Source organism: Amnibacterium setariae, assembly GCF_003581425.1.
In the GTDB taxonomy this organism is placed as follows: Bacteria; Actinomycetota; Actinomycetes; order Actinomycetales; family Microbacteriaceae; genus Amnibacterium; species Amnibacterium setariae.
Genome location: NZ_QXTG01000003.1, coordinates 225,154 through 247,028, shown reverse-complemented (window position 1 = coordinate 247,028; position 21,875 = coordinate 225,154). Strand labels below are relative to the sequence as shown.

Annotated in this window: 14 protein-coding genes; 5 read left to right on the top strand and 9 right to left on the bottom strand. The window is 73.5% G+C overall.

Features of this window, described 5'->3' with window-relative positions; genetic code table 11:
* Positions 1-170: 170 nt before the first annotated feature.
* Both D1781_RS16850 and D1781_RS16845 read left to right on the top strand, forming a co-directional pair.
* Positions 171-2,039, top strand: a complete 1,869-nt coding sequence (locus D1781_RS16850) for a DUF4012 domain-containing protein (RefSeq protein WP_119483662.1) — start codon at positions 171-173, stop codon at positions 2,037-2,039.
* A 96-nt stretch (positions 2,040-2,135) separates the two neighbouring features.
* Positions 2,136-3,548, top strand: coding sequence for a bifunctional cytidylyltransferase/SDR family oxidoreductase (locus D1781_RS16845; protein ID WP_119483661.1), 1,413 nt, complete (start codon positions 2,136-2,138; stop codon positions 3,546-3,548).
* Positions 3,549-3,642: 94 nt separating this feature from the next.
* Here the strand turns inward: D1781_RS16845 and D1781_RS16840 are convergent, their stop codons facing one another.
* A complete protein-coding gene (locus tag D1781_RS16840; protein ID WP_119483660.1) occupies positions 3,643-6,243 on the bottom strand; it encodes a CotH kinase family protein in 2,601 nt (866 codons plus the stop codon).
* Between the two features lie 228 nt (positions 6,244-6,471).
* On the opposite strand from D1781_RS16840, the gene D1781_RS16835 reads away from it, so the two are divergent.
* Together D1781_RS16835 and D1781_RS16830 are read left to right on the top strand one after the other, a co-directional pair.
* The gene (locus D1781_RS16835) at positions 6,472-7,275 is read left to right on the top strand and encodes a polyprenol monophosphomannose synthase (protein WP_119483659.1); all 804 of its coding nucleotides are present in this window, start codon (positions 6,472-6,474) and stop codon (positions 7,273-7,275) included.
* Positions 7,272-8,768, top strand: a complete 1,497-nt coding sequence (locus D1781_RS16830; RefSeq protein ID WP_158590148.1) for a glycosyltransferase 87 family protein — start codon at positions 7,272-7,274, stop codon at positions 8,766-8,768. Before D1781_RS16835 ends, D1781_RS16830 begins: the two co-directional genes overlap by 4 nt.
* A 91-nt stretch (positions 8,769-8,859) precedes the next feature.
* Here the strand turns inward: D1781_RS16830 and D1781_RS16825 are convergent, their stop codons facing one another.
* The 7 genes from D1781_RS16825 to D1781_RS16800 form a co-directional block, all read right to left on the bottom strand.
* Positions 8,860-10,566 (bottom strand): hypothetical protein, encoded by a 1,707-nt coding sequence (locus tag D1781_RS16825; RefSeq protein WP_147392132.1) that lies wholly within the window; start codon positions 10,564-10,566, stop codon positions 8,860-8,862.
* Entirely contained in the window at positions 10,563-12,353 is a 1,791-nt protein-coding gene (locus tag D1781_RS16820) for a CDP-glycerol glycerophosphotransferase family protein (RefSeq protein WP_119483656.1), read from the bottom strand. The genes D1781_RS16825 and D1781_RS16820 overlap by 4 nt, the downstream gene beginning before the upstream one ends.
* Complete coding sequence (glf, locus tag D1781_RS16815; RefSeq protein WP_119483757.1) at positions 12,350-13,507, bottom strand: UDP-galactopyranose mutase; 1,158 nt, start codon at positions 13,505-13,507, stop codon at positions 12,350-12,352. The genes D1781_RS16820 and glf overlap by 4 nt, the downstream gene beginning before the upstream one ends.
* 185 nt (positions 13,508-13,692) lie before the next feature.
* Positions 13,693-14,535 carry a glycosyltransferase gene (locus D1781_RS17805; protein WP_199706728.1) on the bottom strand — a complete coding sequence of 281 codons (843 nt, stop codon included), beginning with the start codon at positions 14,533-14,535 and terminating at the stop codon, positions 13,693-13,695.
* The gene (locus D1781_RS17800; RefSeq protein WP_233551504.1) at positions 14,532-15,512 is read right to left on the bottom strand and encodes a glycosyltransferase; all 981 of its coding nucleotides are present in this window, start codon (positions 15,510-15,512) and stop codon (positions 14,532-14,534) included. Before D1781_RS17800 ends, D1781_RS17805 begins: the two co-directional genes overlap by 4 nt.
* 119 nt (positions 15,513-15,631) lie before the next feature.
* A complete protein-coding gene (locus D1781_RS16805; RefSeq protein ID WP_119483655.1) occupies positions 15,632-17,635 on the bottom strand; it encodes a hypothetical protein in 2,004 nt (667 codons plus the stop codon).
* Positions 17,632-18,174: a hypothetical protein gene (locus D1781_RS16800; RefSeq protein WP_119483654.1), complete on the bottom strand. Its 543-nt coding sequence runs from the start codon at positions 18,172-18,174 to the stop codon at positions 17,632-17,634. The genes D1781_RS16805 and D1781_RS16800 overlap by 4 nt, the downstream gene beginning before the upstream one ends.
* A gap of 195 nt (positions 18,175-18,369) precedes the next feature.
* On the opposite strand from D1781_RS16800, the gene D1781_RS16795 reads away from it, so the two are divergent.
* Positions 18,370-20,463 (top strand): DUF6541 family protein, encoded by a 2,094-nt coding sequence (locus tag D1781_RS16795; RefSeq protein ID WP_119483653.1) that lies wholly within the window; start codon positions 18,370-18,372, stop codon positions 20,461-20,463.
* A 212-nt stretch (positions 20,464-20,675) separates the two neighbouring features.
* On the opposite strand, the gene D1781_RS16790 is transcribed toward D1781_RS16795, so the two are convergent.
* Complete coding sequence (locus tag D1781_RS16790; RefSeq protein ID WP_119483652.1) at positions 20,676-21,872, bottom strand: hypothetical protein; 1,197 nt, start codon at positions 21,870-21,872, stop codon at positions 20,676-20,678.
* Positions 21,873-21,875: the final 3 nt, after the last annotated feature.

The window sequence follows — 21,875 nt, the reverse complement described above, 5'->3', positions numbered from 1 at the left end:
CGAGCCCGCCCTCGACGCCGGGCCCGCGAGCGGGGTGACGGACCGTCGACCGCGCGTCGGCCGAGCGGTGAACAGCCCGTGGCGGGCGCGTCCTCCGCCCGCGTCGCGGTCGTCCGGCGGCGAGCCGCTCCCTAGCGTGCGGGAACGGATCCCGTCGAACGGAGCGACCCGTGCCCGCCCTGCGCCGCCCTGCCTCCCACGCCCGGAAGGGGCGTCGCCGTCGTCCGCTCCGCACCGCGGGCCTCGTCGCGCTCGGCGTCGGCGTGCTCGCCGCCGTGCTGCTCACGCTGTACGTCGGGAACCGCGCGCTGGTGGCGAAGGACGCCCTCGAGCAGGCGCAGGGGCGGCTGACGGCCTTCCGCGCCGCGCTCGGGCAGCCCGGGGCCCCGAGCACCGCACGGCTCGCCGCACAGCTCCGCGCCGACACGGGGAAGGCCGCGAAGCAGGTCGACGACCCGGTCTGGAGCGCGTTCGAGGGGCTGCCCTGGGCGGGACCGAACCTCGTGGCGTTCCGGGAGACGACGGAGCTGACGGACCGGCTGGTCCGGGACGGCGTGAGCCCCGTCGCGGAGGCGGCGGACGGGCTCGGCGTCGACAGCCTGAAGCCGAGGGGCGGCCGCATCGACATCGCGCCGCTGCAGCGACTGACCCCGGCGGTCGCCCGGCTCGACGACGCGCTCCGCACGGCGGACGGCAGCGCTGCGCGGATCGACACCGCGCAGGTGCTGCCACAGCTCGCGCAGCCCATCGGCGCGCTCCGGAGCACGATCCGCGAGGCGCTGCCCGTCACGACCGAGCTGCGGAAGGTGCTGCCGGTCCTGTACCCGGCGCTCGGCGGCGAGGGGCAGCGGCACTACCTCCTGATCTTCCAGAACAACGCCGAGGAGCGCGCCTCCGGCGGCAACCCCGCCTCGATGGCGATGCTGCTCGTCGACCACGGGCGGATCTCGCTCGGCCGGCAGGCGGACAGCGGCGACTTCCCGCACCCGTATCGCGTGCCGCCGAAGACGTGGGAGGGCGACTGGGCGCGGATCTTCGGGCCGCACACCTCCACCTACCTGACGAACATCACCTTCACGCCCGACTTCCCCGAGGTGGCGCTGATGGCGCGATCGATGTGGCGGGACGTCTACGGCGGGAAGGTCGACGGCGTGATCTCTTTCGACCCGGTCGCGCTCTCCTACCTCCTCCGCGCGACGGGGCCCGTGCGGCTCGAGACCGGCGAGGAGCTGACCGCGGACAACGCGGTCCAGTACCTCCTGTCCGGCGTCTACGCGAGGTACACCGATCCGCGCATGCAGGACGCGGTGTTCGCCTCCGCGGCGCAGTCGATCTTCACCGCCGTCACCTCGGGGCAGGGCGACCCGAAGGCGTACCTCGACCAGCTGAAGCCGATGCTCGACGAGCAGCGCCTCAAGGCGTGGAGCGTCCGCGGCGACGAGCAGGATCTGCTGCTCACCTCGCAGGCCGGGAACATGCTGCCCGCGGACGACGCCGCTGCGACGACGTTCGGCGTCTACAACAACGACGACGCGACCTCGAAGATGAGCTACTACATGGACGCGACCGTCGCCGTGACGGCCAGGACCTGCACGGTGCCGATGTACTCGGTCACGACCCGCGTGACGAACACGCTGCAGCCCTCGCAGGTCGCCGGGCTGACGCAGTACGTGCTCGCGAACCAGAGCGGGCTGCGGCCCGGCGACGACCGCCAGCGCGTCCTGCTCTACGGCCCCGTCGGCGCGAGGCTCGACCGCGTCGAGATCGACGGGAGGCGCGTCGTGTTCGGCACCAACGAGAACTGGCGCCTGAACACGGTGCCCGGCGCGACGGGCATGACCGAGCACCGGCCCGCGGTCCGCGGCCGCCTCGGGGGTCGGCCGGTCGCGTCCGTCAACATCACGATGGGCGCGGGCGAGCACGTCGACGTGCGCGCCGTGTTCTCCGGCGGCGACGGCGACCCGGCGCGGCTCGCGGTGAGCCACACGCCCAAGGTGCGGCCCGTGCCGGTCACGACGCGCACGGAGGCGTGCGGCTGAACCGCCGGCGCCCGCGCGGATCCTCCCGGTGTCCGGTCGCCGTTCACGCGGGCGTCACCGGCTCCGGGCAGGGGTCCCGCGGTTAGGCTTCGCGCCATGGCTACGCAGGGGCAGCGCTTGAGGACGGTCGCGGTGATCCTGGCGGGCGGCGTCGGGGTGCGGGCGGGGCTCGGGATGCCGAAGCAGCTCGCGCGGATCGCCGGCAAGCCGATCATCGAGCACACGATCGCGGCGGTGGACGCGGCCGACTGCATCGACGAGATCTTCGTGATGATGGAGCCGAACCACATGGGCGCCGTCGAGGAGCTCATCGCCTCGGGCCGCTACCCGAAGCTCACGGGCGTGCATCCGGGCGGCGAGACCCGCAACGACACGACCCGGCTCGCGCTCGAGCAGCTCGGCGAGGAGGAGTGCAAGGTCCTCTTCCACGACGCCGTGCGTCCCTTCGTCGACGAGCGGATCCTGCAGGACTGCGTCGAGGCGCTGGACCACTACGGCGCCGTCGACGTCGCGATCCCGTCCGCGGACACGATCATCCAGATCAACACCGAGACGAACGTGCTCGTCGACGTGCCGCCGCGCGCCCTCCTCCGCCGCGGGCAGACGCCGCAGGCGTTCCTGAGCTCCGCGATCCGGCGCGCGTACGAGCGCGCGGGCCGCGACAAGAACTTCGTCGCCACCGACGACTGCACCGTCGTGCTGAAGTACACGCCGGACGTGCCGATCGCGGTCGTCGCGGGCTCCGACGAGAACATGAAGATCACCGAGTCGATCGACGTGTTCATCGCGGACAAGCTGTTCCAGCTGAAGACCGCCGAGGCGGAGGGGCTCTCCTCCGCCGAGCGGGAGGCGGCGCTGTCCGGCAAGACGGTCGTCGTGTTCGGCGGCAGCGAGGGCATCGGGCACGCGATCGCGGACGCGGCGCAGCGGTTCGGCGCCTCCGTCTTCTCCTACTCCCGCTCCTCGACCGGCACCGACATCCGCAAGCGCAAGCGCGTGCGGGCGGCGCTCGAGGAGGCGAAGCGGCAGAGCGGGCGCATCGACTACGTCGTGAACTCCGCCGGCATCCTCGAGATGGGCGGCCTGGAGACCTTCAGCCACGAGGCGGTGAAGAAGACGATCCAGGTCAACCTGCTCGGGCCGATCATCATCGCCCAGGAGGCGCTCCCCTACCTCAAGGAGACGAAGGGGCAGCTGCTCTACTTCACCTCCTCCTCCTACACGCGGGGCCGCGCGAACTACGGCATGTACTCCGCGACGAAGGCGGCGACGGTGAACCTGACGCAGTCGCTGTCCGAGGAGTGGGTCGAGGTCGGCGTCCGCGTGAACTGCATCAACCCGGAGCGCACGAGCACGCCGATGCGCACCAAGGCGTTCGGCGAGGAGCCCGAGGGCACGCTGCTGGCCGCCGAGACCGTCGCGATGGCGTCCCTCGACACCCTCCTCTCCCCCGTCACCGGGCAGATCGTCGACGTGCGCCGCCGGGACAAGTCCGCCCAGCCGGCCTGACCTCCTGGACGCTCGTGCGGCGCCGAGCGGCTGATGCGACGCCGCGCGCGGTCGCCCCAGCCGCTGGCGGTCGCACCGCCCGGGCCGGGGACGGTCAGCGGGTCGACGCGGACCACTGCGTGTCGAGCCATGCCTCCCGCGTCCGCAGCACCCCGATCATGCGGTTCACGTTCGCATCGTGCGTGGCATAGCCCCACACCTGCTCGTCCTGGGCGGCCGCGGTCGCGGTCGCCGTGCGCTGCGCCGAGATCCGGCTCCACACGCCGTCGAACTCGGGTTTCAGGACGCGCCAGCGATCCCGCACCCGCTGCTCGAAGGCGGGGTCCTTCACGAACTCGGACCACCAGGGCAAGTTCTTGACGTACCACTGCTCCGCCTTGCCCTTGGTGATCCCCGCGTCCATCGTCGAGAGGTCGAAGTCCCAGAGGGGCCCCATGGTGAGCTTCCCGCCCCGGGGCTTGTAGAAGTAGGCGCTGGAGAAGAAGGCGTCCGCGTTCTCGACAAGCTCCTCCACGATGTACCAGTCGACGAAGGAGTCGACGTCGATGTACTTCGCGTAGCCGGTGTCGGGGTCGCCGCGGTGGTCCGAGTAGAGAGCGGCCTCGAAGTCGTCGACGTAGTCCCGGATGTAGGCGAGCTGCGCGGCGGTCGGTGTCTCCGGGTCCTTCATCGTGATCGGCTGACCGGTCGTCGCCGTGTCGAACCCGACCTCCGTGGCGAGGTCGCGGTTGCCGTCCCGCTCCAGGAGGTAGCCGCCCGTGATCTTCGTGCTGCTGGTGTCCTTGCTGCTGAGCGAGTCGATGGCGACCCGGTCGTCGTCGATGCGCACCTGCTCGGTCAGCTGGTAGAGCCCCTCGTACCGCCCGTTCAGCACGACCTCGACGAAGCGCGAGTCCGGCGTCCAGGCCAGTCCGGTCCGCCCGCCGAGGAACAGCGCGACGTCGTTGCGGAGGTGGCTGCGGTCCTTGTAGTTCGCGAGCAGGACCCAGTGCTTGTTCGCCGGCATCCCGAGCAGCGAGGCCTTCGCGTCGAGCTTGATCTTGTACGGCTTCTTCGGCAGCGGCCAGGTGCTGTTGCCGTGCCCCTTGACCTGAGCACTGCCGACGAACGGCGTGCCGGCGTTCGACGCGATCGACACCGTGGAGGCCACGTAGTCGTCCGTGTTCACGATCGGGGCGTCGCCCGTCGTCGCGATATTCACGAGCGGCAGGGTGAGGACGGGGAGGTACGCCGTCACGGCGCTCGACCACGCTCCGGTTCCCGCGGCGGTCCGGGCGCCCACCTGCACGCGGTACGAGGTGCCGCCGGGCAGGCCGGCGAGCTCGGCTCGCCCGGCCGCACCGGAGCGCCGCACCGTGGACCAGGCGGTCGCGCTGGCCGCGCGGTAGCGGACGTCGTAGCCCTGGACCGTCCCTGCCGGCGGCATCCAGGTCGCGACGAGCCTCGAGGCGCCGGGATCGAGGCGGAGCGTGACGCCCGTGGGTGCCGCCGCCCTCGGAGCGGGGATCGTCTCGGCAGCCGCGGACCAGGCGCCGGACCGGGGCGCGACGACCCGGACGACGACCGAGACGGCACGGCCGTTCCGCAGCCCGCGCACGACGGCGGAGCGGTTCCTCGTCCGGACCGCGCGATGCCACGTGGACGCACCGGCCAGTCGATAGCGGACCTCGTAGGTCTTGACGGCGCCCGTCGCGGGCTTCGACCACCGGACGGCGAGGGAGCGGTCGCCCGAGACGGCGCTGAGACTGCGCGGAGCGCTCGCGGGGACGCGGCCCGGGACGACGCTGCGGCCGGCGGAGAACCGACCGATGCCGGCCGAGGTCAGCGTCGCGACGGCGACGCGGTACCGGGCGCCCGCTCGGAGCGCCGACACCGTGGTGCGCGTGCCGGACACGCGCATCGAGGACCAGTGGTCCGCTCCGGCGCGGTGCCATCGCACGAGGTAGCCGGCGGCTCCCGGGGCCGCCTTCCACCGGGCGACGACACCGCCGCGCACGCCGGTCGCCGTGAAGGCGGCCGGCGCTGCCACCGAGGACAGAGCGGCGGACGGTGCCGTGATCGCGCTCCAGGCGCCCGTCCCCCTCGAGTTGACCGCGCGGACCTGCACCTGGGCGACGGCGCCCGCGAGGCCGACCGAGCGGGCACTCATCCGCTTCGTACGATGCCACGCGCCGGAGGCAGCCCGACGGAAGCGGACGTCGTAGCCGTTGACGGCACGTCCTCCGGTGTCCGCCGGACGCGACCAGGAGACGTCCGTGTCGCGAGCGGAGTGACGGACCACTCGGATCCCGGCGACGGCGCCGGGCGCCGACCCGGGCGCCGCGGACACCGTCTCGGACCAGGCGCCCGATGCCGTCGCCGTCTCCGCCCGGACCTGCACGTCGAGCGTGGTGCCGTTCGCGAGCGGCGCCATCCGCAACGGGCTGCGGACGGCCGTGCGGGCGGCGGACCAGGCGGTCGCGCCGTGCACACGCGACCGGACGCTGTAGGAGGTGATCGCTGATGTCGCGATCCCCTTCGGCGCGGACCAGGTCAGGTCCAGCGCACCCGGCTCGATCTGCGCACGGAGCCGCGTCGGCGCGGTCGGCGCGGTCTGCGTCGACGCGGTCGCCGGCTGCGCCGTGAGGCCACCGCCGAGCAGCGCGACGGCGGTCAGGACGCCGGTGAGCAGGGCCGAACGGTGTCGTGCGCGCAAGGGTCCTCCATGGATCGCTCGCCATCAACGACGCATCGGGGATGCCCCCACTGCGCCGGACGAAATGGTCCGGTTCCCAGTCCTCCACGTCGGCTCGGCACGCCGCGCACGCGCAGAACGACGTGACGATCGCGCGCCCGTCCGCCACTCGCGATCACCCCGGGAAGCACGGGCGCGGAGCCCGTTTCTCAACGCTTCCTTGCGAAGAGACGCCTACCGTCGCAGGTCATGCACCTCCGCACCGTCGTCGTCATCCCGACCTACGACGAGCGCGAGAACGTCGAGCGGGCGGTCGGCTCGGTGCTCGCGGCGCTGCCGGAGGCCGAGGTGCTCGTGGTCGACGACGCGAGCCCGGACGGCACCGGCGAGATCGCCGACCGGCTCAGCGCGGAGGACGCCCGCGTGCACGTGCTGCACCGGACGGAGAAGAACGGCCTCGGCGGCGCCTATCTGGCCGGCTTCGGCTGGGCCCGGGAGCACGACTTCGAGCTCGTCGGGGAGTTCGACGCGGACGGGTCGCACCCCGCCTCCGCGCTGCCCGCCATGCGCGCCGCGCTCGAGGAGGATCCCTCCGTCGCCCTCGCGATCGGGTCCCGCTGGGTGCGCGGCGGCCGCGTCGTCGACTGGCCCCGGCGCCGGGAGGCGCTGAGCCGGAGCGCGAACCGCTACGCGCGCCTCGCGCTCGGGCTCGGCGTGCACGATGCGACCGCGGGCTTCCGCCTCTACCGCGTCGCGGTCCTCGACCGGCTCGACCTGGGCTCGGTCCGATCGCGCGGCTACACCTTCCAGATCGACCTCACCGTGCGCGTGCTCGCCGCCGGCGGCCGCATCGTCGAGGTGCCGATCGTCTTCCGCGACCGCGAGCACGGCGTCTCGAAGATGAGCGGCTCGATCGTCGTCGAGGCGATGACGATGGTGACCGCATGGGGCCTGGCCCGGCTGCTCGGACGCCCCGGTCGCCGACTGGCCGCGCGCGCCGGCGTCCCCGTCCCGAGGGTCGTGACAGGTGCGCGGAGGTCGAGCGGCTCATGAGCACCGCCGTTCCCGTGCGGCGCACCTCGAAGCGGAGCCGCGCCCTGGCGCTCGCCGCGCTCGTCCTCGCGGTCGGCGGGGTCGCGTTCGCGGCGCGGCTGTCCATCATGGTGCGAGGCGGCGGGATCAGCGGGCTCGGCGCGTACGACGACGGCGTCTACTACGCGGCGGCGGACGCGCTCGTGCACGGCCGGCTGCCCTACCGCGACTTCCTCTTCCTCCAGCCGCCGCTGATCGCGGTCGTGACCGCGCCGTTCGCGTGGCTCGGGACGCTCGTCGGCGATCCGACCGGGTTCAAGATCGCCCGGCTCGCATACATGCTCCTCGGCGCGTGCAACGCGGTGCTCGTCGCCGGTGTCCTCCGCCGCTGGGGCTGGACCGCCGCCCTCGTCGGCGGCTTCGGCTACGCGGTCTTCCACCCCGCGATCTACTCCGAGCGGTCGGTTCTGCTCGAGCCGCTCGGCACCTGCGCGGTGCTCGTCGCGACCCTCCTGCTCGAGCACGCGGAGCGGCACCCGCGCCTCGCGCTCCTGGCAGGCGTCGCCGCCGGGCTCGGCGTCGGCGCCAAGATCTGGTACCTCGTCCCCGCGCTCGTCCTGATCCTGATGGCGCACCGGCGGCGCCTGCGCTACCTGCTCGGGCTCGCCCTGGGTGGCTGCGCGATCTTCCTCCCCTTCTTCCTTCCCGCTCCCGCGCGCATGTGGCAGCAGGTGGTGCTGAACCAGCTCGGCCGGGGCGGCGCGCCGGGCACGCCCGGCGCCCGAAGGCGCGTGTTCGACCTGCTCGGTGCCGAGCGCACCGCCGGCATCCCGACGACCGCGTTCGCGATCGGTCTCGGCGTGGTCGCCCTCGTCGCGGTGGTCGTCGTGCTGCGGACCCGCGGCGCCCGGACCTTCGCGGTGCTGCTCGTCGCTACCAGCGCCGTGCTGCTCGCCGCGCCCTCCTGGTTCTCCCACTACGAGGCGCTCACGGCGCCGCCGCTCGCGCTGTGCATCGGCGTGGCGACCGGCCGGCTGGCGGCGCTCGTCCCCGGCCCGGTCGCGAAGACGGCCCTGGTCGTCGTGGTCGTCGCCTGCGTGCTCGGCACCAACCTCAAGAACGACCTGACGCCGTACGGGCGGCGGATCCCGCCCGGGCTCGACCGCGCGGCCGCGGTCGTGCCGGGCTGCATCACCGGGGACGACCCCGGCACGCTCATCTCGATGGACGTGCTCAGCCGGAACCTGCGCGACCCGTCGTGCACGGTGTGGCCTGACGTCACCGGCTGGACCTACGACCCGCGCGACTTCGCCCGAGCGCCCGACGGCGAGGTCCTGGACCGGAAGCTGAACACGCGGTGGCAGCGCGACCTCGTCGCATTCATGACCTCGGGGGACGCCGCCATCCGGACCCGCGGCGCCACGGGCTGGAGCGAGGACTCGAAGCGCGTGATCGACTCCGGACGCGTGCTGTTCCGGCTCGGGCGCTACGTGGTGCACGAGACGCGGCGCTGACGCAGGCGCAGGGTGGTCTCGAGGCTCGCTGCGCTCGCACCTCGACCAGCGGTATGGCGGAGGCGGAGGTTCGCGAAGCGCCGCGGCGCGGCTACGCCGTGGGGCGGGCGAAGGCGCGGCGGCGGCGCTGCACCGCGATGCCGGCGTCGACCGCGGCGCGGAAGCGCCCGGCGACGTCGCCCGAGGAGTCGATGCGGCGACCGAGCGCGAGCCGCGCCTCCGCGTGCGCATCCACGCCGAGGGCGTCGTCGAGCGCGGCGAACACGTCGTGCGGATAGTCGTGCAGCACGGAGCCGGCGGCGACCGTCGGGTACGAGCCGGTGCCGACGTCCTTCACCGCGGGGACGGCGTAGGGCACGTCGGCGCGGATCGTCTCGACGAGCGCCGGCGCGACGTCCACGACGGCGAACGCGGCGATCGACAGCGCCTCGGGCAGGCGGTCCGCGGCCCACACCGCGTGATCGCCTCCCGCGGCCGCGATCCGCGCCCGGAGCCGCTCCACGGCGACGGCAGCAGCGGGCAGGCGGGAACCCGTCGGCGCAGCCGGCACGACGAGGACGCGCACGTCCTGCCGGGCCAGCAGCGCCTCCACGATCTCGGCGCCGTGCGGCAGCAGCGAGCTGAGGTCCGTCGCGTCGGCCACGTTCTCCCAGGTCGGCGCGTAGACGACCGTCGGACGGGCAGCACCCGGCCGGATCGGCGGCGCGGGCGGGCGGACCGCACCGATCTCCTTCACCTTCGAGGCGGGCACGCCGCTCACCGGGTACGCGTAGCGCTCCCGCCCGAGCGGACCCGCGACCCAGACCTCGTCGTACATGCGCGCGAGCGGGCTCGACGACTCCGGCTCGTCGGAGTCGCCGTGGCCGATCAGCACGTCGTAGATGCCCGGTACGCGGAGCAGGTGGTTGTTGATGTTGGTCGAGTTCGTCGGGTACAGCGCGAGGTCGACGGACGCGACCATGTACAGCTCGACGTCCTGGCTGCGCGGCGCCCACACCACGGGGATCCCGCAGCCGGCGAGCGCATCGAGGTGGGTGTTCTCGCGGACCACGATCAGGCACGGCCGCTCGAGCGCGAGCAGCGTCGGCACCCACAGCAGCACCTGCTCGACCGTGCCGCGGCGGCCCGCGTGATGGAGCACGACCTCGGGCGCGTGCGCCTCGATGGCCGCGCGCACCGCCTCCCGCACCTCCGCGTCGGGACGGTTCAGCACGACGTACTGCACGAAGCGCACGACGAGGAAGACGACCACCGCGGCGATCGACACCCACTGCGCGGCGATCGCCGCGCCGAAGCGGTCCGTGACCGACCCGAGCGCGTACCCGAGCGGGATGAGCAGCCCGAGCAGCGTGAACGGCAGGTCGAGCACCGGCACGGGCGAGGTCGGCTGCGGCACGGGCAGCCCGGGCACGTCGAGGTTCCGCCAGCTGGCGGGACCGCCGGCTCGTCGCCACTGCAGCCGCCGCGCGAAGACGCCGGCGGCGTCGCGGCCCGCGGCGAGCAGCAGCACCGCCACGATCGCGAGCGCGACGATGCGGCCGCCGTCCGGCAGCAGGCGCGCGGCGAGCAGCGCGGTGAGGACGTCGAGGGACAGCACGCGGAACCGGACGCCGAGGCCGGTGGTCAGCGCCTCCGGCAGCAGGTAGGGCGCCCGGCGGGAGAGGACGAGCTCCAGCGTCACCGCGGCCGCTGCCGCGAGGAAGAACAGGATCGGCAGCGGGACGACGGCCGAGACGAGCAGCAGGAGGTAGGCCAACCCCAAGGCGCCCGTGACCGCGAGTCGGCGGGTGCGGCTCATCGGCGGCCCGCCTGCGTCAGGCGCGCGTCGGCGCGCGCGATGAAGCCGTCGATCTCGGCGAGGAACACGACCATGGGGTCGCCCTCCGGCCCGAGGAGGTGCTCGGCGAGCTGCTCGCGCTGCCCGCGCCGCGGGTCTGCGCCGGCGGCGTCGGCGAGCGCGGTCGGCAGCGCGGCGAGGTCGCTGCCGAGCAGCTCCGCGGCCGAGGAGGACGGGAACATCGCCCGGAACTCCGCGTCGGGCACGTCGCGGCGGTTGCTCACGGCGTAGGGCTTGCGGGACGCGAGGAAGTCGGTGATCACGCTCGAGATGTCGCTGATGAGCAGGTCCGCGCGGTTGAACGCCTCGTAGAGCGAGTTCGGGCTCGGCGCGACGACCTCGCTGCCGCCGCCCGCCTTCCGCACGAGGTCGTCGATCGCCTCGCGCGCACGGCCGGCCTCCGGCAGCCGGTGCCCGGTGAGCGGGTGCGGCTTGAAGAGCACGTCGGCCCCGGCGTCGAGGCAGCCCTGCACGATCCGCTCCCCCATCGTGGCGACCGAGGAGTAGTCGGCCTCGTCGAAGAAGCCCTCCCAGGTCGGGGCGTAGAGCACGGTGAGCCGGTGCCCGTCCCCGTCGCTCTCGGGCGCGGCGCGGCGGATGTCGGCGAGCTGCGGGCGACCCACAGCGCGGAGCACGTTCAGGTCGATCCCCTCGTCCACCGCGGCGTACCGGTCGATCGCCGCGCGGCCCGCGACCCAGATCTCGTCGTACATGCGGTTGAGCGGGCTGAAGCTGCCGACCTTGTCGCTGTCGCCGTGGCCGATGAAGCAGTGCATCGGGCCCGGGATGCGGATCATCTCGTCGTTCCGCACGACGTTCGTCGGGTAGAGCACGATCCGGACGGAGGGCGGGGTGACCGCGATGAGGTCGCCGACGGTCGGCGCGACCACGGTCGGCTTCTCGATCGTCTCCGTGCCGTTCAGGTGCACGGGCTCGCGGAGGACGACCAGGACGGGCCGCTCGAGCGCGTTGATGACGCTCGCCCAGACGCCGAGGGCGTACGTGCCGTCGGCGGGCGAGGAGAAGTAGAAGACGACCTCCGGCGCGAGCTCGGCGACCGCCGCCGCGACGTCGCGGTCCGAGTGCCGCACGGGGTGGCCGGCATGGGGCCCCCAGGCGCGCCAGGCGGTCGCCACGACGCCGAGGGCGATGAGCAGCACGACGATCGCGAGGGCCCACGGCACGACGCGCACGCCCGCGGCCGCGAGCGCGAACCCGGTCAGCACGAGGACCTCGGCGGCCGTGAGCAGGCGGAGGCCGTCGATCGGGAGGCGGTCCTGCACGGGGTCGGGCAGCGACCCGGGCCCCTCCTGCTCCCCCGCGACGTCCAGGTGGTGCCAGGTCATGCCCGCCTGCTCCTCCTGCGTGCGGCGCACGCCGAGGGCGGTGTAGGCGGTGAGCGCCATGTGGACGACCATCACGGTGACGAGCAGGAACGCGAGGTTCGCGAACTCGGTCATCGGCGGGGTCGCGGCGACGGCGGCGGCGACCGCGCCGTTGCGCACGAGCGACCGCTCGGGGCGGTCGAGCAGCACGCGGCGCAGCCGGCGGAGGCGGGCAGGCCGCACGCCGCGGAGGACGTCCGAGGCCAGGCTCGGCACGGCGCCGAGGACGGCGACGGGCCACGAGGCGAGCAGCAGGCCCAGCACCGCGCCGAGCACGGCGAGGCCCACGAGGGCGAGGTCGACGACGTCGCTCGAGTCCTGCCCGAACCGGACGGCGGCGATCGCAGGACGGCGGGCGCTCACGCTGGAGTGGCCGCGAACCGGGGAGCCAGGCGGTTCTCGACCATCGAGATCGCGGACCCGATCGCCATGTGCATGTCGAGGTACTGGTACGTGCCGAGGCGACCGCCGAAGTACACGTCCGGCTCCTCCTGCATGAACTCGCGGTAGCGCAGCAGGCGGTCGCGGTCGGCCGGGCTGTTCACCGGGTAGTAGGGCTCGTCCTGCGCCGTCGCGAACCGCGAGTACTCGCGCATGATCACGGTCGCGTCGGCCGGGCTCTCGCGCTCCGGGTGGAAGTGCTTGAACTCGTGGATGCGCGTGTACGGCACGTCGAGGTCCGAGTAGTTCATGACGGAGGTGCCCTGGAAGTCGCCGACCGGCAGGACCTCCCGCTCGAAGTCGAGCGTGCGCCACGACAGGTCGCCGAGGCTCGAGTCGAAGTAGCGGTCGACCGGGCCGGTGTACACGATCGGCACGTTGCCGACCGTCGTCGCCTTCCCGAACTCGTCGGAGGTGAAGAAGTCGGTGCCGAGATGCACCGTGATGCGCGGGTGGTCGGCGATCCGCTCCAGCAGCGCCGTGTACCCGTCGACCGGCAGGCCCTCGTGGGTGTCGTTGAAGTACCGGTTGTCGTAGTTGTAGCGGACCGGGAGGCGGCTGATCACGTCCGCCGGCAGCTCCTTCGGGTCCGTCTGCCACTGCTTCGCGGTGTAGTCGCGGATGAACGCCTCGTAGAGCGGGCGCCCGATCAAGCTGATCGCCTTCTCCTCGAGGTTCCGCGGCGGGAGGTCCCCGAGCTCGGCCGCCTGCTCGGCGACGAGCGCGCGCGCCTCCGCGGGCCCGTACGCGGCCCGGAAGAACTGGTTGATCGTGCCGAGGTTGATGGGCAGCGGGAAGACCTCGCCGCCGTGGTTCGCGTAGACGCGGTGCACGTAGGAGGTGAACGCGGAGAACCGGTTCACGTACGCCCACACGCGCTCGTTCGACGTGTGGAACAGGTGCGCCCCGTACCGGTGGATCTCGATCCCCGTCTCCGGGTCGCGCTCGCTGTACGCGTTGCCGCCGATGTGGTCGCGACGGTCGATCACCGTCACGTCCACGCCGTACGCGTCCGCCATCCGCTCCGCGACCGTCAGCCCGAAGAATCCCGACCCGACCACCAGAAGGTCCGTCATGCCCACCCGTCTCTCATGCCGCGGCCACTGTAGTCATCGGGGTACAGCACGGCGCCCCCGAACGGGGGTGTCGCGGAGATTCGCGGATCCGGAGATTCGGCGCGACACCCCGTGGGTTGCGGTCGCACGACGGCGTGTCGCGCGATTCCTCCGGATCCGCGGAAGATCTCCGGATCCGCGCGAAGTCAGGCGGAGCGGCCCTTCCGGAAGCCGCGCTGCAGGAGGGCGCGGTACGCGACCTTCCGCAGCGCCTCCGGGACGAGGCGGTAGCCGCCGCGGACGACGACGTTCCGCACGAGCTCGGCGTTCGTGGTGATGCCCGCGCGCCGCATGAGGCGCTGCAGGCGCAGCTCGGCGCCGAGCTGCTTCAGGCCGCCGCGGCGCTTGTACGCGCCCGCACCGACGCGGTACTTCACGAGCGGCTCCGGCAGGTTCTCGGCGCGCGCGCCGGTGGCGAGCATCCGGGCGAACAGCCAGTAGTCCTCCATCAGGCCGACCGGGACGTAGCCGCCCGCCGCCGCGACCGCCGCGCGGCGGTAGACGACGGTGGGGTGGTTGAAGGGGTCGTGGAACCGGGCGTAGCGCTTGATGTGCGCCTCGCCGGTCGGCGGCGTCCGCACGCCGATCGTGACGGCCTCGTCGTCGACGAACTCGTACAGCCCGGAGCCGACGAGGTCGTAGCCCTCGTCGAGCAGCGCGAGCTGCTTCGCGAACCGGTCCGGCAGGGCCACGTCGTCCGCGTCCATCCGCGCGACGACCTCGTGCGTGCACGCGGCCAGCCCCGCCGTGAGCGCGTCCGCGAGGCCGACGTTCACCTCGAGCGGCAGGACGCGGGCCGGCACGGGCGACGTCGCGACCAGCTCGGCGAGCGTCGCCCCGAGCCCGTCCGGGACGGGCCCGTCGCGCACGATCACGACCTCGTCGGGCCGGAGCGTCTGCTCGTCGACCGCCGACCGGAACGCGCGCACGAGCTGCGCGGGGTCGTCCCGCCCGTACACCGGCAGCAGGAGCGAGAAGGGGCTGGTCACGCCGCCCGCCGGGCGGGTGCCTCCACCTTCACGACCGCCTCCGTGACCGGCCCGAGGTCGCACAGCACGTCCGCGTTCAACCGCGGCCGGCTGCCGAAGCCCGCGACGAGGCCGCGGCGCAGCTGCGTCAGGAGGAAGCGGCGCTGCCGGGAGGCGCGGAAGGTGCGGAACCAGCGCAGCAGGGTCGAGCCCATGTAGACGGCCTTCTCGAACGGGTTCAGCCCGTGGCTGAAGACCATCAGCCAGATCTTGTTGCGCACCTCGAAGAAGAACCGCGCGCCGGGGTCGGCGTCGGTGTTCGCCCGCGCCTTCGTCTTGTGCACCACGACGCTCGCCGGCACGTAGAGCCCGCGGCCGCCGCGCAGCATGCGCGTCGAGAACTCGAAGTCGTCGTTCCAGATGAAGTAGTCGGCGATCGGGAGGCCCGCGGCCTTCACCCGCTCCGCCGACACGAGCATCGACACGAAGGAGAGGGAGCGGACGGGCGTGACGCCCTGCTCGGCGGCGGCCCGCACCTCCTCCTTGCGGGCGAACGGGTTCACGCGCGGCGTGTTCATCGGGTGGTCCGAGCCGTCGGTCCAGACCACGCGGCTGCCCGCGAGCACGACCTCGGGGCGGTCGACGGCCGCGAGCAGCTCGGCGAGCGCGGTCTCGGTCGGCACGGTGTCGTCGTCCATGACCCAGATCCAGTCCGGGTCGTGGCGCGCGATCGCGACGGCCATGCCGGTCGCGAAGCCGCCGGCGCCGCCGGTGTTGCGCGTGAGGCGGATCAGCTCGACCTCGGGCCAGAACTCGCTCGCGACCTCGGCGGAGTCGTCGTCCGAGTGGTTGTCGACGACGACCACGGCGGTGAGCGGCGCGGACTGGGCCCGGAGGGCGGCGAGCGCCTCCAGCAGCAGCTCGCGCCGGTTGTAGGCGACGACGACGGCGACCACGGAGGGGACGCCCGGGTGGGCGTCGCGCTCGCTGGGGGTCACCTGGCCCTCGCATCCGGGTCCGACGTCGCCGCGGGGAACGGCTGCCTGAGTGTAGCCGGGCCCCGGTTCTCCGGGGTGCAGGCGGCGTTCGCCGGGCGCGTCCCGGGCGGCCTCGAGCGTCACGAGCGGCTCGCCCACGCGCCGCGGGACTTCGTCCACCGGATGACGCCGTGCTCGAACCGCTGCGTCGTGACGCCCTTGACGTTCGTCGCGTTCCCCACCGGCCAGCCCAGGGAGCTCTTCGTGGCCTTCTTCGACAGGTACTTCTCGAGGATCGCCCCGAGCACCGCGTAGGTGCCGCGCTTCGACGAGTAGATGCGGCCGTTGGTGAAGGTCCCCACGGTGCCCTTGATTCCGGCCTTGTCGTTGCCGCTCGAGATCAGCCAGCCGAGGGTGCCCTCGGTGCCGCCCCGCGTGTTGTAGAGGGAGAGGATGCCGCCGTTCACGAGCCCGTGCTCGCCGGTCTTCGCGTTCCAGAAGACCTGTCCGCCTTGGAACCTCTGGTACCAGCCGCCGCCGTTCTTCGACGACTTGATGGCGACCGAGGTCGGCCAGCCGAAGGCGCCGGCGGGACCGCCGTGGAACACGTAGTTCGAACCGAGGTCGCCCGTGACGGAGCGAACGGTGCCCTGCGCGGTCACGATGCCCTTCTGGAAGAGCTGGGCGGTGCCCTTCTTGCCCTTGGCCGTGATGGTCTTCACGTCGGCCGTCGGCCAGCCCAACGACCCGCCGGGACCGCCCCGCTTCGTCCACATCGACAGCATCGACCCGGCGACGACGGTGCTCCTCCCGCCGGCGACCGCGACCCGGCCGCCCTGGAACGCCTGCCACGTGCCGCCACCGGAGGACTTGTCCGACACGGCGTCGGCGGTGGGCCAGCCGAGCTTCCCGGTCTCGTAGCCGTTCGCTCCGAACTCCGCGTAGACGGGCGCGAGCACGGCCGCGGTTCCGGCGGTGGAGACGTAGACGGTGCCGTTCTGGAAGGCCTGCGCGGTTCCGGGGTTCGTCCCCTTCCGCACGGTCGCGCCCTTGCGGGGCCAGCCGAGCCTGCCCGCCGGGCCGCCGAGCGCCGTGTACTTCGTCAGCACGGACCCGCTCACGCCGTACGCGCCGGCGGTCGAGGTGTAGATCGCGCCCTTCTGGAACCGCTGGTAGGTGCCCCCGCCGTTCGCGGAGACCGCGACCGAGTTGCTCGTCGGGTTGCCGAACGTGCTCTTGTGCGCCGTCCAGTAGTTCGCGATCGCGCCGGTCACGACGGTGTGCGTCGAACCGAACCAGGTCGTGAAGTAGAGGTAGAAGTTCCGGTTGCCGTAGGAGGAGCACCCGTTGCCGAGGCCCCAGCCGGCGGCGAGCGACGCCGCGTTCGGCTGGTACGGCGTGTAGTAGTACAGGCTCGCGGTGGCCTTGTTCCTGATCGTGATCGTGCCGGCGCCGCACGCGGCGTTCGGGTGGAACAGCACCCCGTTCGGCGAGCCGACCGGGAACCAGTTGTACTTCGTCCAGCCGGAGCCGGTCGTGCCGGGCGGGGTCGTGTAGCGGACGAGCCAGTAGGCGACGCCGTACAGCTGGTTGAAGAGGCCGTACTTGGCCGGGTCGCACGCGGCGGTGTCGGGGCAGCCGAGCCCGGTGGCCTTGCGGTAGATCAACGAGACGGACTCGCCCGAGTACGGCTTCCGCCCGGTGACGAGCGTCTGCTCCTTCTGCAGCATCACGAGGATCACCTGCGGGCTGACGCTGCACGCCTTGCCGACGGCGGCGATGATCTGCGCGGCGGTCGCGCCCTTCTTCGCCGTCAGCGCCTTGCACATCGGGTTCGCGGTCATCGCGGGCATGTCGGCGGTGACGCTCTTCAGGCAGGTCGCGCCGGCCGCGCAGGACGGCTGCTTCCCGTTCAGGAAGGTCTGGATCTCGCCCGCGGTCATGGTCGAGCCGTTGAACATGACCGCGTCGTCGATGATGTTCGCCGGGTCGAAGCCGCTCAGCACCGACGCGGCCTGGGCGGCCTTCGCCGACTGCTCGTCCACCGCGGCGATGCCGACGCCCGCCGCGACCAGGCCGACGCCCGCGACCAGCGCGACGACGTGGCGGATGCGGCGCCGGACCGTCCTCCTGCCGGCGCTCATCCGATGGTCACCGTGTCGTTCTTGCCCGCGGCCGAGTCGCCGGCGGCGCCGTCGGACGCGTAGCGCACGTGCACCGCCCAGGTGCCGGCGGCCAGGCCCGCGAACGACACCGCGGGGCAGCCCGCGTAGGAGGAGGCGCCGACGCCGCGGCTCGTCGCCGTGCGCGTGGTCGCGCCGGAGGACACGGTGACCGTGCAGGTGCCGTCGCTCTCGACGACGCCCGGGACGATCGCGGAGACGTCGAGTGCCTTCGCGCCCGCGTCCCAGTCGGCGGTGGTGATGAAGGGCGTCACGGCCTTCCGGCGGTCGACCGGGCCGGCGGATGCGGAGGGGGCCGTCGTCGCGACCGGCGTCGCGGTCGGCAGCGGCGTGTCGGCGGCGACCGGCTCGGTCGGCGTCGGGCTCGCGACCGAGGGGTCGACCACGTCGGCGGCCGGGCTCGAGGCCGCCGCGCCCGGCGTCGCCGCCGGCTGCGAGCACGCGCTCAGCGTCGTCGCCGCGGCTGCGAGCAGCGCCGCCGCGCCGAGGACGCGGATCATCGATACAGGACTGTGTTCCCCCACGCCTCGACGGTACGTAGTCGAAGGCCGGATGTGCGGGGCGGCGGCGGCGTGTCCGGGCCCCAGTCCTGGTGGCCCCCGCGTCTTCGCGCAGTCGACGGTCGCCGTTCACGCACCCGTGGTGCGGCGGTGTGCACGGGGATCCGGGGCGCGCTCGGTTAGGTTCGAGCCACCATGTCCTGGAGCGCGGTCGCCCCGCCCGTCGCCGTCGTGCTGGCCGCCGTCCTGCTCCCCGGGCTCGCGCTCGCCGCGGCGGCGCGGCTCCGCGGCATCGTCGCGCTCGGCCTCGCCGGCCCCCTCGGGTACGCGATCATCGGCATCACCGGCGTCGCCGCCGGTGCGATCGGCATCCCCTTCGGCTGGCCCGCCATCGCCGTCACCACGGCCGTGCTCGTCGTCCTCGCGATCGCAGCCCGCGCGGCCCTCCGTGCTGCAGGCGCTGCGCCCGCGCCGTGGGACTCGTGGCGCCCGCTCGGCTGGGCGCCGGTGGTCCTCGGCGCGGCCATCGCCACGACCGCGATCACGGTCGTCGCGTTCGCCCACGTGCCGAGCCCGGACCGCCTGACCCAGACCTACGACACCGTCTTCCACGTCAACGCCGCCGCCTCGATCGCCGAGACGGGCGACGCGTCGAGCCTGCACCTCTACCGGCTCACGCACCCCGGCAAGCAGCTCGCGTTCTACCCGGCCGTCTGGCACAGCCTCACCGCGCTGGCGTCGACGACGACGGGCGTGGACATCGCCGTCGCCGCGAACGCGACGTGGATCGGGACCGCGGGGCCCGTCTTCTCGCTCGGCAGCGCGTTCGTCGCGGCCGTCGTGTTCGGTCGGGCCGGCCTGCGGCGCGACGACGCGGCGCCGGTGCAGCGCACGCTCGTCGCCACGGTCGCGGCGGTGCTCGCCTCGGCGTTCGTGGCCTTCCCGTACCTGCTGCTCGACTTCGGGACGCTGTACCCGAACGGGCTCGCCTACACGCTCCTCCCGGCGGGGCTCGGGATCGTCGCCGCGCTGCTGCCGTTCCCGGAGCGCGCGTCCTGGCGCCCGGAGTCCGCGCCCGTCCGGTGGCGGACCGCGCTGCTGCTGCTCGGCTGGGGTCTCGCGGCCGCGTTCGCGCACCCCCGGTCCGCGGTCGCGCTGCTGGTGCTCGCCGCGCCGCTCGTGGTCGCGTGGTTCGCGGCGCGGATGACCGCCCTGTCCGCGTCCGGGCAGCGCGGACGCCGTCGCGCCCGGCTGATCTGGGCGGTCGCCGTCGGCGCCGCGGTGCTGCTCGTCGTGCTCGCGGTGCTGTTCGTCCTCCACTACTACGACGTCGGCACCCGACCGATCTCGGACCACCTGAACGGCGGCCCGGCCCTCGCCCGGGAGACGTTCCCGCAGGCGCTCCTGCAGGGGCTGCTCGCGACGAGCCTCGTCGTCCCGGGGCAGACCGCGCTGCCGCCCTCGGTGCTGCTCGCGGTCGTCGCGTTCGTCGGGCTGCTCGCCGCGCTGCTGCGGCCGGGCCTGCGCTGGGTGGTCGTCGTGTACCTCGGTCTCGTGCTGCTCTACGGCTTCGCGGCGGGCAGCGACAGCGACCTGGCGAAGATCGCGACCGGGCTGTGGGACAAGGACAAGTTCCGGATCATCGCGATCCTGCCGACCATCGGGGTACCGCTCGTCGCGTGGACCGTCGTGGCGGGCACCGCCGAGCTCACGGCGACGCTCCGCAGCCGCCGGGCCCGGCGCAGCGACCCCCGCGCCCGCACCGTGGTCGTCGCGACCGCCGTGGTCACCGCGGTCGTCGCCGTCAGCGCATGGACCGGTCCGGCGCTCGGCGGCGTGAGCAGCGCGATGGGCGAGGTGTTCGCCCTGCCGCAGTCGCAGAAGGGCGGGCTGCTCGTCGACGCGGACGAGATGGCGCTGCTCGAAGCCGTGCCCCGGTTCGTGCCGAAGGGCGAGCTGATCGTCGGGAACCCCTGGAACGGCTCCGCGCTCGCCTGGGCGCTCGGAGGGCGACGGGTCCTGTTCCCGCACCTCGGCGGGTACTGGGACTACGACGGTCGCGTCATCCAGCGGGCCCTGGACGACTGGCGGACCGACGACCGCGTCTGCCCGGCGGTGCGCGCGCAGAACGTGCGATGGGTGATCACGGATCCGGGCCGGCTGCGGGGCGACCGCAAGGCGGCGAACCGGTTCTCCGCGATCGACCGCGTCGTCACGAAGCCGGGCGGGGCGCAGCTGGTCGCCTCCTCCGGCTCGACGAGGCTCTGGCGGCTCACCGCCTGCTGGTAGCGCGCCGTTCCTCGCAATCCGGCGGCCCTGGTCTCGAGTCCCTCGGCCGGGAACACCGGCCGTGGCGCCCATCGCTCCGCTCGCACCCCGACCAGCGGAGCGGGAGCGGGCCGATGCGGCGGTGCCGCGGAACGCGTTCGTCGCACGCGAGGGCCGTCCAGGCCCGCGCGGCGACACGGCTGCGCCGCAGGGGCGGCGGCGCAGCGATGGGCTCAGTACAGGAAGGCCTGGACCAGGGTGATGAGGAGCTGCGTGGTGCGGGCCAGGATCAGGCCGACCAGGTAGAGGACCGCGCAGAGGGCCCAGAAGCGGTTCACGGTCAGCAGCCACTTCGCGCCGCGGTAGGCCATCGCGGTGATCAGCGGTGTCGCCGCGGCGAGCACCGGCAGGTTCGGGAGCACGACGTCGGTGCTGCCGGACAGGCCCCACCAGGCCGAGCAGAGCACGATCGTGAGGAACGCGGCCCACAGCCCGGCGGGGAAGCGCTGCAGCACTCGCACCGCCCCGGTGCCGCGCTCGTCCTCGCGCGGGACGAGGAAGTACCGCGCGATGCCGGTGCCGGCGGCGAGGAAGAGGAACGACGCGAGGCTGACGGTGACGAGCGGATCGAAGTGCCAGGCGGCGAACACGAGCCGTTCCTGCTCGAGCCACGGCAGGACGGCGTGCGGGCGGAGGGGTGCGGCGACCTCCGACGCACGGTCGAGCCACCCGGCCGGCCCGAGGGTCGCGAGCCAGACGGCCTGCATCAGCGCCGCGGGCACGGCCCAGGCGGCGGCGAAGGCGGCGATCGTGCGGCCGCGCGGGCGGTCGAGCTCGGCGGCGGGCGTGAACAGCAGCGCGAGCAGGAAGGCGGGGAGCGCGAGCGCGGCGACCGCGAAGAAGCCGCTGGCGAAGCCGGCGAGCGCGCCGGCGAGCAGGCGGCGCCGCGGCAGCAGCGCGAAGGCAGCGGCGAGCAGGGCGGCGGCGATCCAGCCGCCCTCCGCGGTCGGCGGCCCGTAGACCGGGTTCGCCGGGTCCGCACGCAGGTCCAGCGCGAGCACGGCGAGCAGCGCGCCGAAGCCCGCCCACCGTCCGGCCGCGCGACGGCCGATCACGAACAGCGAGCCGAGCAGCAGCGCGTGGAACGGCAGGACGAGCGCGCGGGCGACCTCGACGGGCAGCTGCACGAGCGCGAGGCTCCTGGCCTCCGCCGGCGTGACCGGCGCGAGCACGGCGACCGCGACGAAGATCGTCAGGTGCACCGCGAGCAGCAGCGCGATGGCCACCACGAACAGCACGTCGATCGGCGTCGTGCGCCGTTCCCCCGTGACGAAGCGCTCCGCCTCCCGGCGCCGGGCGAGCACCGGCGCGACGCGCCGCGGGCCCTGCGCGACGCGGAGCGTCGCGGCGGCGCGCGGGAAGAGGGTCACGCC